This is a genomic window from Blastococcus sp. KM273128 (genome assembly GCF_021698975.1).
In the GTDB taxonomy this organism is placed as follows: Bacteria; Actinomycetota; Actinomycetes; order Mycobacteriales; family Geodermatophilaceae; genus Blastococcus.
The window spans coordinates 1-15,857 of the sequence record NZ_SSXA01000048.1 but is presented as its reverse complement, the minus strand read 5'-3'; the positions used below and the strand labels follow the sequence as shown (position 1 = coordinate 15,857).

Sequence of the window (15,857 nt, the reverse complement as noted above, 5' to 3'; positions counted from 1 at the left end):
ACCGGGAGACGCCGCTGGGTCCATGCCGTCCTTCACACGCGCGAGCGCTCGACCAGGGCGGTGGTCGAGTGCCCGTCGAGGTAGGGCAGGACGACGGCCTGGCCGCCCCAGCTGCGCAGCGCCTCGGCCTCGGGCAGGTCCGCGCCGGCGTAGTCGCCACCCTTGGCCCAGACGTCGGGACGCAGCCGGTCGAGCACCTGCGTGGGGGTGTCCTCGTCGAAGACCACCACGGCGTCGACGAACTCCAGCGCCTCGAGCACCCGCGCGCGGTCCGGCGCGGTGACCAGCGGCCGCGACGGGCCCTTCAGCCGGCGCACCGAGTCGTCGGAGTTGATGCACACGACGAGGCAGTCGCCCAGGCCGCGGGCAGCGCGCAGCGTGGCGACGTGCCCGGGGTGCAGCAGGTCGAAGCAGCCCCCGGTGGCGACGACGGTGCCCCCGGCGGCGCGCACCCGCGCGATGACGGCCTCCGCACCGGGCTCGGGCGCTGCCGCCTCGGCCCGCTCGTCGGCGTCCCATGCGGTGGCGCCCCCGCGGGCGACGAACGCCGAGGCGAACGCCACCGCGGCGGCCACCGCCTCGCCGGTCACCGCGCCGTCGGCGAGGGCCAGCGCCGCGGCCGCCGCGAACGAGTCACCGGCGCCGCAGGTGTCGCCGCCGCTCACCGCGAGCGCGGGCACGACCATCGGGGCACCGGTGCCGTAGGAGAGCAGTGCGCCGCGGGCCCCCATCGTCACCGCGACCGCGCCGACGCCCCAGTGCCGGATGAGCGCCTCCGCGCGGGCCCCGGTGGCGGCGAGCCCCTCGCCGTCGACGCCCCGGACCACCCGGGCCGCCTCGGCGCCGTTGGGGGTCACCAGCCGCGCGCTGGGCACCGGGTCGGCGCCGCGCGGGTGCGGGTCCCAGACCACGGGGCCCCGGGCCTCGGCCAGCGCCGCGCGCACGGCCGCGTCCGCCGTCGTCCCCCGGCCGTAGTCGGCGACGAGGACGGCGGCGGCGTCGCGGATCGCCTCCGCCGCCGCGGCGGGGAGCTCGCCCAGCACGGCGACAGGGGCGCCGCTGTCCAGCCGCGCGACGGAGTGGTCGCCCACCCGCACCCGCTGCTTGACGGCGGTGCCGCCGGTGGCCGGGATCCCGATCAGCCGCACCCGCCCGGCGAGCAGGGCGCGCAGCCGGTCGGCGTCCTCGTCGGTGTCCATCGGGGCCACGAGCACCACCTCGCGGGAGCCCGCCGCGGCGGCGATGACCGCCGCCAGCGCCGCCCCGCCGGGGCGCTCCCGCCGCTCGACGTCCTCCACCACCGGCACCGGGGCGTCGGGGGTCAGCCGCGACGCGGTGCCGACGAGGTCGACGTCGAGCAGCGCGTCCCCGACGACGACCAGCGACCGGCCGCTCACTTCGCCGCCTCGAACGACGGCCCCGTCGGCACCCGCGGCGGCTCGGCCAGCACGGCGGCGTCGAAGGCGGCGCAGACCAGGTGCAGGGCGGCCAGGTGGCACTCCTGCACGGTGGCCGTCCACGGGGAGTCGATGCAGACCGCGTCGTCGGCCGCGGCGGCGAGCGGGTTGGGCGCCGGGCCGGTGATCGCCAGCGTGGTGATGCCGCACTCGCGGGCGCGCCGGGCCGCGGCGACCGCGTTGGGCGAGCGGCCCGACGTCGACAGCAGGACGAGGACGTCGCCCTCGCGGCCGTGCGCCTCCACCTGCCGGGCGAACAGCTCGTCGGCCGGGTAGTCGTTGGCGATCGCGGTCAGCGAGGAGGTCTCCGCGGTGAGGCAGATCGCGGAGAACGGCGGGCGGTCGGCCCGGTAGCGGCCCACCAGCTCGGCGGTGAGGTGCTGGGCCTGCGCGGCGCTGCCGCCGTTGCCCGCCGCCAGCAGCCGGCCCCGGGACGGCCCGCACAGGACGTCGGCCAGCAGCCGGCCCCAGCGGTCCAGCACCGGCAGCTGCTCCTCCAGGGAGCGCAGCGCGTTGCGCAGCGAGGCGACGTGGTCGGCCCCGGTCAGGTGGGTGCAGGTGTCCGGCGCCGGTACCTCCTGCTCCTGCGTCACGACGTTCTCGAAGAAGGAGTGCGGGCTGACGCTCATCGGGCGACCTCCACGGGACTGCGCCGGGTGAGCACCTGGCGGTAGACGGTTTCGGTGTCGGCGACGACGCGGGCCCAGCGGTAGCGGGTGCGCGCCCGCTCCACGCCCGCGGCGCCGTAGGCGGCGCGCCGCCCGTCGTCGTCGAGCAGCGCGGCGAGCACCGCGCCGAGGCGCTCGGGGTCGCGCGGGGGCACGAGGTCGCCGGTGACCCCGTCGACGACGGTGTCCTGCAGCCCGCCGACCGCGGTGGCCACGACAGGCCGGGCGCAGGCCATGGCCTCCAGCGGCGTGATGCCGAACGGCTCGTACCGGGGGACGGCGAGGACGACGTCGGCCGAGCGGATCCACGCCGGGACGTCGGCGCGGGCGACGGCGCCGGTGAACACCAGGCGGTCGGCGACGCCGGCCTCGCCGGCGAGGACGCGCAGCCGGCGCACCTCGGGATCGGCGTCGAGCTCCCCGGCCGCGGGGCCGCCGACCACCACGAGCTCGGCGTCGGGCACCGCGCGCAGCGCCCGGACGGCGTCGTCCTGCCCCTTGCGCTCCACCAGCCGGCCCAGGACCAGCAGCCGCTTCCGGTCCCCGCGCGGGGCGACCGGGCCGCGGGGCGTGAACACCGAGGTGTCGACGCCGCAGGGCACGACCGAGACGCGGTCGCTGGTCAGCCCCAGGCGGCGCAGCTCGAACACCTCGTCGGAGCAGGTGGCGACCACGTGCGCCACGTCGCGGCACAGCCCGCGCTCGAGGTCGACCCGCTCGGCAGGCGAGGTGTCGGCGTCGCCCTGGTGCCGGCGCTTGACCGAGCCGAGTGCGTGGAAGGTCTGCAGCACCGGCACGGGCGCGAGCAGGCTGGCCGAGGCCTCCACCGAGGCCAGGCCGCTCATCCAGAAGTGCGCGTGCACGACGTCGGGGCGCTGCGCGGCCCAGCCGTGCCGCAGCACCCGCGCGAAGGCCGGCATGTGCTGCAGGAGCTCGTCCTTCGGCAGCGGCTCGGCCGGCCCGGCGGTGACGTGCACGACGTTGTAGCCGTCCTGCACCACCACCCGCTCGGGCAGCGACGCGTCGTCCCGGCGGGTGTGCACGGTGACCTCGTGCCCGCGCTGCGCGAGCCCCGCCGCCAGCGCCGCGACGTGCACGTTCTGCCCGCCGGCGTCCACACCGCCGATCGCGGCGAGCGGGCTGGCGTGCTCGGACACCAGGTCGACCTTGAGCGGGTACGCGCCCAGCGGGTCGGTCCTCACCTCGTCACCTCCTCGAGGAGTGCGTCCCAGTCGCGCAGGAAGCGCGCCAGGCCGTAGCGCTCCAGTGCGGCCGCACGGGCGGCCTTGCCGGCCAGCCGGGCGGCGTCGGGGTCGTCGAGGAACCGGCGCACCCCCTGCCAGAGACGTTCCGGGCGCGTGGAGATGACGCCGGCGTCGGCGGGCACCGCCTCGACCACCTCGGTGGTGGCCAGCGCGACCACGGGCATGCCCAGGTGCATCGCCTCCAGCAGCGAGAGGCCCAGCGACGTCCATCGCACCGGGTGCACGTACACGCGGCGGCGGGCGAGCTCGGCATGCATGGCGTGCTGCGGCGGGTCGTCGAACAGGGCGACCCGCGCCGGGTCCAGCCCGTACCGCTCGTGCAGCCCGGTGAGCCCCATGCCGAAGACGTCGACCGGCGCGACCGCGGCCAGCCCGGGCAGCAGGTCGGCGCCCACGGTGCGCCCGCGGCGGACCGGCTCGTTGGTGACGACGGCGGCGCGGGCCAGCTCGCCGGTCCACCGCTCCCCCGGGTCGACGATGCCGTGCTCGATCACCGTCGTCGGCGCCCGGCCGTTGTCGTAGAAGAGCTCGTTGAAGTGGGTGACGTGCGCGATCGGGATGTCGTCGCGGTCGGCCACCGGGTGCCGGGTGTGCGGGACCGGCCCGTCACCCGGCTCCAGCCCGGGCGCGTTGTGCTCCAGGAACACCGCGGGCAGGTCGCGGCCCGGTTCCCGCCCCAGCCACTCGCGGCACAGCTCCAGGTCGCGCCGGCGCTGCAGCACCACGACGTCGGGCTGGTCCTCGTCCCGCAGCTGGGCGGGGGTCACCTCCCGCGCGGACGCCGGCCAGTCCCAGGTGCGGGCCCGGCCGAGCCCGTCGCCGTCGCGGCCCGGCGTCACCGGGAGCAGGTACTCGTGGCCGCCCTGGACGAACGCCGTCGTCCACGAACCGTGCACGTGCCAGATCAGGATCTTCACGCTCTCACCCGGGTGCTCGTCGCCGCCGCGTGGGCTGGGCGAGGGGTGCGCTCGGCGGCCGGCTGCTGGACCGCGAGCAGTTTCTCCACCGCGGCGACCACGTCGGAGGCGGTCACCTCGGTGAGGCAGGGGTGGCCGGGCACGGGGCACTCGCGGGCCCGGGTGCCGGCGCAGGGGGCCGACTGGTCGCCCAGCAGCACGCTGGGCACGCCGTACGGCGCCCAGCGCACGGCCGGGACCACCGGCGAGAACAGCGAGACGACCGGCGTGCCGACGGCGGCGGCCAGGTGCGCAGGCCCGGTGTTGCCGACGACGACCGCCGCGGCGCCGTCGAGCAGCGCGGCCATCTCCGCCAGCGAGGTGGCCCCGCCGAGGTCGACGCCGCGGGTGCCGGCGACGGCGGCGGTGAGTTCGCGCTCCCCCGGCCCGCCGGTGACCAGCACCCGGTGGCCGGCGTCGGCGAGCGCCTCGACCGCCTCGGCGCAGCGGTGCGCCGGCCACGCCCGGGCGGGCACCGAGGCGCCGGGGTGGACGACGACGTAGCCGGGGGCGTGCGCGACCGGGGGCAGGGGTCGTCGCACCGCCAGCCGGCCGTCGTCGCCGGCCGGCAGCTCGAACCCGGCGGCCCGGGCGAGCGAGAGCGCCCGCTCGGGCTCGGGCAGGTCGTCCTCGACGCGGTGGCGGACGTCGAGCAGCGTGCCGGGGTAGTCCACGCTGATCGCCGATATGCGGGGCACGCCCGCCGCGCGCAGCACCAGCGCCAGGGGCAGGGGCGACTGGTGGAACGACGTGGAGATGACCGCCTCGTCGGGCGCGAGCGCCCCCACGCGCGCGGTGAGCGCGGCGAGGTCGTCGGCGGCGACCGGCGGCGGGTCGCCGAGGATCCACGGGCAGGCCCAGGTCCACACCTCGTCGACGTCGGGGAGCAGCCCGGCCGCGGCCGCGCCGGCGGGCCCGGCGAGCAGCACGACGCGGTCGGCGCCGTGCGCGACGGCCCGCACGAGGGGGCCTTGCAGGAGCACGTCGCCCGCGTTGTCCAGCCGGGCGACCAGGACGGTCCGCGGGGCGCTCACCACAGCCCGGCCAGGACGTCGTCGACCGCCTCGGGCAGGCTAGCGGCGCGCTGCGACGCGGCCGCCACCTCCTCGCGGCGGGTGACCGGGGTGGGCACCAGGATGCCGCGCGCACCGGCGGCGGCGGCCGCCTCGACGTCGGCGCCGATGTCGCCGATGACGACGCAGCGGGACGGGTCGACGCCGAGCTCCTCGCACGCGGCCAGCACCATGCCCGGGGCGGGCTTGCGGCAGGCGCAGCCGTCGTCCGGGCCGTGCGGGCACACCTGCACCGTCTCGAAGGGGCCGAGCAGCTCGTCGAGGCGCTTCATGCAGGCGTCCACCTGGTCGGTGGTGATGAGCCCGCGGGCGACCCCGGACTGGTTGCTGACGACGCCGACCCGCACCCCGCGGGCGCGCAGCCGGTCGAGGGCCTGCTGCGCCCCGTCGACCGGGCGCACCCACTCCGGGTCGCCGTTGTAGGGGAAGTCGTGCACCAGCGTGCCGTCGCGGTCGAAGAGCACCAGGTCGGGCAGGCCGCGCCACCGCGGCACGCCCACGTGCCGGACCACCCCGCGCAGCCAGTGCCAGGTGGCCAGCGGCGGGATGAGCACGCTGGTGGCCAGCATCGTGGTCACCTCGGCGCGGTCGCGCGGGCCGGGGGCGATGCGGCGCCAGGCGAACTCGGCGGTGCCCGCGGCCCAGGCGGCCGCCGCGGCGAGCGCGGCGCGGGGCCGGCGGGCGGCGGCCAGGCCGACGGCGGCCAGGGCGGCGGCGGTGACCGCCGTGTGCTGGGGGCGGCGGCCGAGCGCGGCGTCGGCCCGGTCCCGCCAGTCCGGCCCGTGCAGCCGGCGCATGAGCACGTCGTCGGCGTTGCCGGCCTGCACCCGGACGCTGACCCAGCGGTCGGTGGGGCGGACCGGGTGGGTGATCCACCGCTCGCCGCGCACGAGCCGGGAGCCGGTGTCCATGACCCGCAGCGCGAGGTCGGAGTCCTCGCGGAAGGCGCGGGGGAAGCGCTCGTCGAAGCCGCCGACCGCGGCGAGCGCGCTGCGGCGGTAGGCGAGGTCGGCGGTGATCCAGCTGGAGGTGGCCAGGCCCGCGGTGCCGCGCTCCCAGTCGGTGGGCCGGCGGTCCGCGGGCAGCGGCACGCGAACCCGTCCCTGGCTGCCGGCGACGTCGTCGGGCAGGTCGGTGAGGTCGGCGGCCAGCCGCTCGTACCAGTCGGGGTCGGTCACGACGTCGTCGTCGAGGAAGGCGACCCACTCGGTGCGGGCGGTGCGCCACCCGAGATTGCGGGCCCGGGCGGGACCGCCGCCGCCGGTGCGCACGACGCGGACCGGCGGGAGGCCGGGGCGGTCGGGGTCCAGCGGCTCGCCGGTGGGACGGTCGTCGACCACGATCAGCTCGGCCGGGCGCGGGCCGGGAGCAGCGGCGAGCGCGTCGAGCAGGACGTCGAGGGAGGGACGTCCGATCGTCGGCACGACGACGGTGCACTGCGCGAGCATGATCGCGTCCTGCCCGTTCTCGTACGGGCGAAACACTACGGGCTTGAAGTGTCGGCGGCCGGCAGGCGAACGGGGGACGCCGGAGGCCGGCGGCGGCCGGGCACGTCGGCCGGCGGGACGGCGCGGTCACCGGCCGGGCCGTCCGGCGGGGGGCGCCAGAGGCGGTGCGCCGCTGCTCCAGGGCGATGACTCCGGGGCAGTCGACCTCTGCCCACGCCGGCGGGGCAGAGCCCTACTGCCCCCGACCCGGGTGGGTGGCGGGCAGCGCGCGGCCGGCGTCGGGCGACGGTCGGAGCCGTGCGTGCTCGGCGCGGGCGCGGCCCGCGCCCACGGTCAGCGGACGGGCGGCGCCAGGACGGTGACCTCGTCCGCGTAGGCCAGCGGCGCGGCGGTGCGCCGCTCGAGCTCGTCGCGGGTGAGGCCCTCGACCATCTCGCGCACCAGGAAGCCGTCCGGGGTGACGTCGATGACCGCCAGTTCGGTGTAGATGCGGTCCACCACCTGGGCGGCGGTCAGCGGGTAGGTGCACTCCGGCAGCAGCTTGGGCCGGCCGTCGGAAGTGGTGTGCATCATCAGCACCAGCACCCGCTTGGCGCCGACGGCGAGGTCCATCGCGCCGCCGACCGCCGGGGGCAGGTGCGCGTCGTCGGTCGCCCAGTTCGCCAGGTCGCCCTGCGCCGAGACCTGGAAGGCGCCCAGCACGGTGACGTCGATGTGGCCGCCGCGCATCATCATGAACGAGTCGGTGTGGTGGAAGAAGGAGCCGCCGGGGACCAGCGTCACCGGCGCCTTGCCGGCGTTGATCAGCTCCCAGTCCTCCTCCCCCGCGGCCGGGGCGGGCCCCATGCCGAGGATGCCGTTCTCGCTGTGGAAGACGATCTCCTTGCCGGCGGAGACGACGTCGCCCACCAGCGTCGGCATGCCGATGCCGAGGTTCACGTAGGAGCCGTCGGGGATGTCCTGAGCCACCCGGGCGGCCATGCCGGTGTGCGACAGCGGGCTGATCGTCATGCCGCCACCTCGACGACCCGGTCGACGAAGATCCCCGGGGTCACGACGGCCTCGGGGTCCAGCTCGCCCAGTTCCACGAACTCCCGCACCTGCACCACGGTGAGGTCGGCGGCGGTGGCCATCGTCGGGCCGAAGTTCCGCGCCGCCTTGTTGTAGACCAGGTTGCCCCAGCGGTCCGCCCGCAGCGCCTGCACGAGCGCGACGTCGCCGCGCAGCGGCTCCTCGAAGACGTGCCGCCGTCCGCCGATCACGCGCACCTCCTTGCCACGGGCCAGCAGCGAGTCCGCGCCCGCCGGGGTGAAGAAGCCACCCAGGCCCGCCCCGGCGGCACGCATCCGCTCGCTCAGCGTGCCCTGCGGCACGAGCTCGAGCTCGATGTCCCCCGCCCGGTAGAACTCCTCGAACCAGATCGAGCCGGCCGACCGCGGGTACGAGCAGATGATCTTCCGCACCCGCCGCTCGCGGATGAGCGCGGCGACGTCGGTCTCCCCGCTCCCGGCGTTGTTGGTGACGATCGTCAGGTCCCCCGCGCCCTGCTCCAGCAGCGCGTGCACCAGCTCGACCGGCACACCGGCGGCGCCGAAGCCGCCCACGAGGACGGTCGCGCCGTCCCGGACGCCCTCCACAGCGGCCGCCAGCGAGCCGACCCTCTTGTCGATCACTGCGCCTCCTCCGGAGGTCCGGCCGGTGCGGGGCGGCCGGGCACCCGGCACGAGCGGTCAGCCACGGTCAGGCCCCGGCCCCCCGTCCTGCGCCCGCGAGGCGGTCGAGCCCGTCCCCCCGGTCGCGCCGGAGCCGTCCCGCGGCGCCCCGGTCGTGGCGCCCTCGGTGTCGTCGGTGTTCTCGTAGCCGGGCGTGCCCTCGGGCTCGGCGGTGGTGCCGGTCGCCGCGAGGTCCTCCTCGCCCGGCGTGGACGGGCGGCTGCGCTTCCGCCGGCGGCGGATCCCCTGGACGGTGCTCCAGATGACCACCACGGCCATCAGGGCGAACAGCGTGCCCGACATGGGCCGGGTGAAGAAGATCGACACCTCGCCGCCCGAGATCAGCATCGACCGGCGGAACGACTCCTCGAGGATGGAGCCGAGGACGAACGCCAGCACCAGCGGGCCCGGCTCGAAGCCGGTCTTCTTCATCAGCCAGCCGATGATCCCGAAGGCCAGCACGACCCACATGTCGAAGACGTCGTTGTTCACCGAGAAGACGCCGGCCATCGTGACCAGCAGGGCGAACGCGGCCAGGATGCCGGCGCGCACCCGCAGCAGCTGGACGAAGAACCCGACGAGCGGGATGTTCAGGGCCAGCAGCATCAGGTTGCCGACGGCCATCGAGGCGATGACGCCCCAGAAGATCTCCGGCTGCTGGTCGATCAGCTGCGGGCCCGGCTGCACACCGTTGAGCAGCAGCGCGCCGAAGATCAGCGCCAGGACGACGTTCGGCGGGATGCCGAGGGTGAGCAGCGGGATGAAGGCGGAGGTGGACGAGGCGTTGTTCGCCGTCTCGGGGCCCGCGACGCCCTCGATGGCGCCCTTGCCGAACCGGGTCGGGTCCTTGGCGCGGCGCTTCTCCATCCCGTAGGAGGCGAGCGAGGAGATGACCCCGCCGCCGCCGGGCAGCACCCCGAGGAAGAAGCCGAGCACCGAGCCGCGGGCGATCGCGCCCGAGGAGTCCTTGAAATCCTTCCGGCTGGGCCAGATGTTGGAGATCTTGCTCTTGAGCGCCTGGGCCTTCTCCGTCTTCTCGACGTTGTAGAGGATCTCGCCGACGCCGAAGAGCCCCATCGCCACGGCGACGAAGTCGAAGCCGTCGAACAGCGAGATCGACCCGAAGGTGAAGCGGTTGGTCCCGGTGATCAGGTCCTGCCCGACCGTGGCCAGCAGCAGGCCGAGGGCGGCCATGGCCAGGCTCTTCACCGGGTGCCGGGTGCCCAGGTAGGTGACCAGCAGGATGCCGAGCGCGGTGAGCGCCACGTACTCCGGGTCACCGAACTCGACCGCCAGGTCGGCCAGCGGCGGCGCGAGCAGGACCAGGCCGACGATGGAGACCGTGCCGCCGATCCAGGAGCCGATCGCGGCGATGCCGAGCGCGGGGCCGGCCCGGCCCTGCTTGGCCATCTGGTAGCCGTCGAAGGTGGTGACCACCGAGGCGGCCTCGCCGGGGAGCTGCAGCAGCACCGAGGTGATCGTGCCGCCGTACATCGACCCGTAGTAGATGCCCGCCAGCATGATGACGGCGGTGACCGGCTCGATCTCGTAGGTCAGCGGCAGCAGCAGCGCGATGGTCGCCGTCGGCCCGAGGCCGGGCAGCACGCCGATGACCGTGCCGATGAGCACGCCCAGGAAGACGTAGAGCAGGTTCGTCGGGTCGAGGGCGACCGAGAAGCCCTGGCCGAGACCGTCGAGGATGCCCATGCCTCAGCTCCCCACAGGTGCGAACACGATGCCGTCGGGGAACGGTACGGCCAGCAGCTCGACGAAGACGAAGTGGAACGCCAGCGCGCCGAGGACGGCGAGCGGGACGGCCCAGCGCCACGGCTCCCGGGCGAAGATCCGCAGCCAGAAGAGCAGCATCAGGATGGCCGAGACGAAGAAGCCGATCGTCTCGAAGAGGACGATGAACACCGCGAGGCTGGCCAGCCCCAGGGCGATGCCGAGGGTGCCGCGGGTCCACGGCTCGTAGTCCTCGGGGTCGTCGATGAACAGCACCACCACGCCCGTCAGGGTGAGCAGGGTGGCCACGATGAAGGGCCAGAGGCCGGGGCCGGGCGCGCTCAGCTCACCGAGGCCCAGGTTCCGGGCGCCGAGCATCGCGGCGGCACCGAAGGCCACCAGGATGAGCGGCGCGAGCCGGTGCAGGTGCTTGGTCATCAACTCTCCGGGGGAAGGCACGTGCGGGAGCGGTCGGCGGCAGGGACCGGCCGGACGCCGGTCCCCGCCGCCGGGGTGATCACTCCTGCAGGATCGGCCCGTAGGCCTCGACGATCTCGTCGATCCGGGTGGAGAACGCCTCGCTGTCGATGAACTCGTCAGGAACGTACTGCTCCCCGAGCTGCTCCCGCACCTCGTCCTTCTGCAGGCAGGTGTCGACGGTCTCCTCGAGCGTCGAGACGACGTCGTCGGGCACACCGGCCGGCGCCGCGAGGCCGAACACCGAGACGCTGCTGGTCAGCTCCTCGAAGCCGGACTCGGCCAGGGTCGGCGCGTCGATGTAGTCGACCGGCTCGGCCGGGCTGACCGCCAGCGGCACGAAGTCGCCCGACTCGATGTTCGCCAGCACGTCCTGCGAGCTGTTGATGAAGATCGCGTCGACGTTGCCGCCGAGGATCGCCGTCGTCATCTCGGCGTTGCCGGTGAAGGGCACCGGGGTGACCTCGACGCCGTACTCCTCGGCGAGCCGCCGCAGCTCCATCGCCTGCGACGTCGTGGTGCCCGGGACGCCGACGTTGAGCTCGCCGGGGTTCTCCTCCGCGTAGGTGAAGAACTCCTCGGCGGTGCTGAACTGCGAACCCTGCCCGACGATCAGGGCCGAGGGGATCTCGGTCACCGCGGCGATCGGGACGTAGTCCTCGTTGGTGTAGCCGACGTCGTCCTGCAGCGGGTTGGTCGCCGAGGCCGGCACCGCGATGAGCGACAGCGTGTAGCCGTCGTTCCCGCCGGCGATCATGGCCTGCATGCCGACCGAGCCGGACGCGCCCTCGCGGTTCTCCACGACGACGGTCTGGCCCAGCTCCTCCTCGATGCAGCTGCCGATCGTGCGGCCGGCCAGGTCGGTCGGGCCACCGGCGGCGTAGGGGACGATCAGGGTGATGGTCTCGGTCGGGTAGTCCGACGCCGCGGCGTCGCCGCCGCCGCCACCACCGCCGGAGGTCTCCCCGTCGTCGCCACCGCAGGCGGCGAGGGTCAGCGTGGTCGCGGCGATCAGAGCGGGCCAGGTGTAGCGGGAACGGCGCATGGGTTCCTCCGGTGGTCGGGGGCCGGTCGTTGCGGGATGTGGTGCGGGAGCGTCAGCCGAGTATCGGTTCGTAGACCTCCTGCGTGCGGTCGAGGACCTCGGCGAGGTCGTCGGCGCCGGCGAACTCCTCGAGGACGTACTCCTCGCCGAGCGTCTCCTGCACGTCGGGCTTCTCCAGGCAGGTCTGGAGCGTCTCCTCCAGCGTCGAGACGACGTCGTCGGGCAGGCCGGCCGGGCCGGCGAGGCCGAAGGTCGAGCCCGACAGCGTCAGGCCGTCGTAGCCCAGCTCCTCGAACGTCGGGGTGTCGGGCAGCCAGGACAGCCGCTCCTCGGGCGAGGCTACGAGCGGGACGAAGGCGCCCGACTCGATGTTCTGCACGACGTCGCTCGAGGCGTTGATCAGCACGGCGTCGACGTTCCCGCCGAGCAGGGCCGTGGTCATCTCGGCGTTGCCGTTGAACGGGACGGCGGTGACCTGCACGTCGTGCTCCTCGGCCAGCCGCTGCAGCTCGATGGCCTGCGGCGTGGAGGCGCCGGGGGTGCCGACCGTGATCGTGCCGGGCTGGGCCTCGACCGCGGCGAAGAAGTCCTCCGCGGAGGCATAGGGGGAGTTCTCGCCCACCGCCAGCACCGACGGGACCTCGGTCATGACGCCGACGGGGGTGATGTCGTCCTTGGTGTAGCCCACCTCGTTGGCCAGCGGCGTCAGCACCATCGTGCCCGCGGTGACCAGGGAGAGGGTGTACCCGTCGGGCTCGGCAGCGACCAGCTCGGTCGTCGCCAGCGCACCGGAGCCGCCCGGGAGGTTCTCGACGACCACGGTCTGGCCGAGCTCCTCCTCGAGGCAGGCGCCGACGGTGCGCGTGGTCAGGTCGGTCGGGCCGCCGGCGCCGTAGGGGACGATCATCCGGATCGACTCCGTCGGGTAGGACGACGCCTCGCCGCCACCGCCCTCGGCCGCGGTGCCGCCACCGCTGTCGTCACCGCCGCAGGCGGCCACCAGACCGATCAGCGCCACGCCTGCGAGGCCTGCCGAGATGCGCATGCTTATTCCCCCCAACGGTCACCGCTGACCGGTCTGCACGGGCCCGGTCGCAACCCGGGCCCGTGGTGTGGATCACCTGGATACAAGCACAGCGCCGGAGCACGCATCGCCCCGGGAGGCAACGATCCGGACTCGGTCAGCTGACGGAGAGCACGGCGTCGATCACGTGCGGTCCGGGCTCGGTGACGGCCCTGCGGAACTGCTCGACGAACTCCTCGGCCGTGGTCGCGCGGCTGCCCGGGACTCCCATCCCGGCGGCCAGCGCGACGAAGTCGAGGTCGGGTCGGGTCAGCTCCAGGAGGTCCCGCGACCGCGGCCCGGAGGCCTCCGCCCCGACATTGCGCAGCTCCCCCTCGAGGATGCGGTAGGAGCGGTTGCTGAAGACCACCGTGGTCACGTCGAGCTGCTCCCGCGCCTGGGTCCACAGCGCCGAGATCGTGTACATCGCGCTGCCGTCGCCCTCGAGGCTGACCACCCGCCGCCCGGGGCAGGCGACGGCGGCACCGGTGGCCACGGGGAGCCCCTGGCCGATCGCGCCGCCGGTGAGGGTGAGCCAGTCGTGCCGCGGCGCCCCCGCCGTCGGGAACGGCATCTGCCGGGTGGAGGTGACCCCCTCGTCCACCACGACCGCCCCCTCCGGCAGCAGGGCGCCCAGCGCCGCGCCGACGGCGTCCGCGGTGAGCGGGCCGGTGGGCAGCTCCGGCCGGTCGAGGGGCTGCAGGTCGGGCTCCACCCCGGGGGCGACCAGGTCGGCCAGCCGGTCGAGCGCGCCGACGACGTCGTCGGCACCCTCGGCGAGCACGTGTACCTCGCACCCCTCGGGGACCAGGCTGCTGGGGCGGTCGGGGTAGGCGAAGAACTCCACCGGCGGGCGTGCCCCGACGCAGACGAGGTGGCGGACGCCGGCCAGCCGGGCGGCGACCTGCTGCCCGGCCCGGGGCAGCCGCTCGACGGGCGGCAGGCCGGCCCCGCGCTCCAGCCGCGCGGGGAAGGTCTCGCAGAAGATCGCCGCGCCGGCCGCCCGCGCGATCCGGCCGGCGGCCCGGAGGCCCGCCTCCCGCGTCGCGGCCCCGCCCACCAGGACGGCGCAGGGCTCGCCGGAGGTGAGCAGCGCGGCGACACCGGCGACGGCGTCCTCCGGCACCGGCCGCGGGCCCTCCGCGGGCTGCGGCGCCGCGGGGGCGGCCCCCTCGGACCAGGAGACGTCGGCGGGCAGGATGAGCGTCGCAATCCCGCCGGGGGCGGTCGACGCGGCCGCGATCGCCTCGGCGGCGTCGACCGCGACGTCTGCGGAGGTCTCCGAGCGGCGCACCCACCGGGACACGGTGCCGGCGAGGGCATCGATGTCGGAGTCCAGCGGGGAGTCGTACTGCTTGTGGTAGCCGGCGTGGTCGCCGACGACCGGGACCATCGGCGTCGACGCGCGGCGGGCGTTGTGCAGGTTGGCCAGCCCGTTGGCCAGGCCCGGACCGAGATGCAGCAGGACGCCGGCGGGCCGCCCGGTCATCCGGCCGTAGCCGTCCGCCGCGCCGGTGGCCACGCCCTCGAACAGGCAGAGCACCCCGCGCATCTCCGGGACGGCGTCGAGCGCGGCGACGAAGTGCATCTCCGAGGTGCCCGGGTTGCCGAAGCAGACGTCGACCCCGCCGTCGACCAGCGTGCGGATGAGGGCCTGCGCGCCGTTCACGCCGCACCCCCGGGCCGCTCGGAGCGTGCGTGGCGGAGGTCACCCGGAGCAGCCATGGAGGGCACCGTACGGGTGCCGCGACACCGCCCCGCCTGCGGCCCCCCGCGGCCTCAGCGGCGGGTGCGCGTGGCGGCGGAGACCCGGGCGAGGGCGTCGGTGACGACGGCGGCGTCGTCACCGAGCAGCGTCAGCAGGTGGGCGACCAGCTCGTCGTGCGTGGCGCGGGCCGCCGTGACCCGCGCGCGGCCGGCGTCGGTGAGCCGGGCGTGCAGCAGCCGCCGGTCGCCGTCCACCCGTTCGCGCACCACCAGCCCCTGGGCGACGAGGCGGTTGATCGTGCTGGTGACGCCGGGCCGGGAGAGGCCGACCGCCTCGGCCACCTCCCCCATCGTGGCCCGCTCCCCCGGCGACTCCGCGATGCGCCGCAGCGCCTCGAAGCCGGTCAGGGAGAGGTCGTGGTGGCGGTGGAGCGCCGAATCGACCCGCCGGGTGACGTGGTCGTGCACCTGGACGATGCGCAACCACGTCTCGGCGGGGCGGGGAGCGGCTCCGGGAAGAGCGGCGGCGTCCCGGGGGACCCCGCGCGCGAGCGCGTCCTCGGACAGTGGCACGCGGTCACAGGTCCCCTGATCGGGCGACGGCGAAACCGACTCAGACGGCGGAGAGCGGACCGGCGGCGCGTCGGCCGGCGTGCCGCCGACCCGCGACCGAGACCAGCCCGCCGGTGGTGACCACGAGCGCCACCGCGGCGATGGTGAGCGACGCGAGCGAGACGACCCCGCGGACGGGCGCGGCCTCCTCGGCAGCGGCCGCGACCTCGAGGGGGACGCGCGTGCTGACCGCGGACTCGGCGCCGACCAGGTCGAGCGTGGCGGGTCCCGCCGCCGCCGTCCCGGGGATGCGCACGTCGACGCGGATCTCGCCGTCCTGGTCCGCGGTGGCGCTCGCCAGCACGGTCTCGCCGCCGTGGAGCAGGACGTCCACCCGCTCGCCGGGCTTGAACCCCGCGCCGCGCAGGAGGACCGTGCCGCCCGCCTGCACCTGGGCGCCGCCGCCCACGGAACCGGCGGGGACGACCGCGCCCGCTGCGTCGGAGGTGCGGGGCGACCCGCCCCCCGTCGTGGCCTCGGGGCCGGCCGGCGCGCCGGTGCGGCCGGTGGTCGGGGCGGGCGCCGTGGTCGCGCCCGGGTCCCGCGGCGTCGGGGAGCCCTCGCCCGCGGAGGGCGAGGGAGCCGGCTCGGCGGCCTCCACCCGGGCGGTGGGTGGCGCCGGCGGGGGCGGCGCCACCCACCGCCCGGG

General features: G+C 75.7%; 14 protein-coding genes and 1 pseudogene. All 15 read right to left on the bottom strand.

Translation table 11 applies throughout. The features are described 5' to 3' along the window. Positions 1-32 precede the first annotated feature (32 nt). On the bottom strand, positions 33-1,397 hold the full coding sequence (rfaE2, locus tag E9529_RS14250; RefSeq protein ID WP_236831812.1) for a D-glycero-beta-D-manno-heptose 1-phosphate adenylyltransferase: 1,365 nt from the start codon (positions 1,395-1,397) through the stop codon (positions 33-35). Next, positions 1,394-2,086 (bottom strand): SIS domain-containing protein, encoded by a 693-nt coding sequence (locus E9529_RS14245; RefSeq protein ID WP_236831811.1) that lies wholly within the window; start codon positions 2,084-2,086, stop codon positions 1,394-1,396. Before E9529_RS14245 ends, rfaE2 begins: the two co-directional genes overlap by 4 nt. After that, a complete protein-coding gene (locus tag E9529_RS14240) occupies positions 2,083-3,327 on the bottom strand; it encodes a glycosyltransferase (protein WP_236831810.1) in 1,245 nt (414 codons plus the stop codon). Before E9529_RS14240 ends, E9529_RS14245 begins: the two co-directional genes overlap by 4 nt. Beyond that, complete coding sequence (locus E9529_RS14235) at positions 3,324-4,307, bottom strand: glycosyltransferase (RefSeq protein WP_236831809.1); 984 nt, start codon at positions 4,305-4,307, stop codon at positions 3,324-3,326. Before E9529_RS14235 ends, E9529_RS14240 begins: the two co-directional genes overlap by 4 nt. After that, positions 4,304-5,380: a glycosyltransferase family 9 protein gene (locus tag E9529_RS14230; RefSeq protein WP_236831808.1), complete on the bottom strand. Its 1,077-nt coding sequence runs from the start codon at positions 5,378-5,380 to the stop codon at positions 4,304-4,306. Before E9529_RS14230 ends, E9529_RS14235 begins: the two co-directional genes overlap by 4 nt. Next, on the bottom strand, positions 5,377-6,903 hold the full coding sequence (locus E9529_RS22440) for an HAD-IIIA family hydrolase (RefSeq protein ID WP_308195286.1): 1,527 nt from the start codon (positions 6,901-6,903) through the stop codon (positions 5,377-5,379). The genes E9529_RS14230 and E9529_RS22440 overlap by 4 nt, the downstream gene beginning before the upstream one ends. A gap of 297 nt (positions 6,904-7,200) precedes the next feature. Further along, a complete protein-coding gene (locus tag E9529_RS14215) occupies positions 7,201-7,878 on the bottom strand; it encodes a 3-oxoacid CoA-transferase subunit B (RefSeq protein ID WP_236831806.1) in 678 nt (225 codons plus the stop codon). Continuing rightward, entirely contained in the window at positions 7,875-8,540 is a 666-nt protein-coding gene (locus tag E9529_RS14210) for a 3-oxoacid CoA-transferase subunit A (protein ID WP_236831805.1), read from the bottom strand. Before E9529_RS14210 ends, E9529_RS14215 begins: the two co-directional genes overlap by 4 nt. Positions 8,541-8,597: 57 nt before the next feature. Continuing rightward, positions 8,598-10,286, bottom strand: a complete 1,689-nt coding sequence (locus E9529_RS14205) for a tripartite tricarboxylate transporter permease (RefSeq protein ID WP_236831804.1) — start codon at positions 10,284-10,286, stop codon at positions 8,598-8,600. Positions 10,287-10,289: 3 nt separating this feature from the next. Continuing rightward, positions 10,290-10,742 (bottom strand): tripartite tricarboxylate transporter TctB family protein, encoded by a 453-nt coding sequence (locus E9529_RS14200; RefSeq protein WP_236831803.1) that lies wholly within the window; start codon positions 10,740-10,742, stop codon positions 10,290-10,292. A 79-nt stretch (positions 10,743-10,821) separates the two neighbouring features. Next, positions 10,822-11,826, bottom strand: coding sequence for a tripartite tricarboxylate transporter substrate binding protein (locus E9529_RS14195; protein WP_236831802.1), 1,005 nt, complete (start codon positions 11,824-11,826; stop codon positions 10,822-10,824). Between the two features lie 52 nt (positions 11,827-11,878). After that, complete coding sequence (locus E9529_RS14190; RefSeq protein WP_236831801.1) at positions 11,879-12,871, bottom strand: tripartite tricarboxylate transporter substrate binding protein; 993 nt, start codon at positions 12,869-12,871, stop codon at positions 11,879-11,881. A 136-nt stretch (positions 12,872-13,007) separates the two neighbouring features. After that, positions 13,008-14,558, bottom strand: coding sequence for an acetolactate synthase large subunit (locus tag E9529_RS14185; protein WP_236831800.1), 1,551 nt, complete (start codon positions 14,556-14,558; stop codon positions 13,008-13,010). 110 nt (positions 14,559-14,668) lie between these two features. Further along, positions 14,669-15,169, bottom strand: a complete 501-nt coding sequence (locus tag E9529_RS14180) for a MarR family winged helix-turn-helix transcriptional regulator (RefSeq protein ID WP_236831799.1) — start codon at positions 15,167-15,169, stop codon at positions 14,669-14,671. A 40-nt stretch (positions 15,170-15,209) separates the two neighbouring features. Beyond that, positions 15,210-15,857 (bottom strand): annotated as a pseudogene (locus E9529_RS14175) (hypothetical protein); the annotation flags it as partial.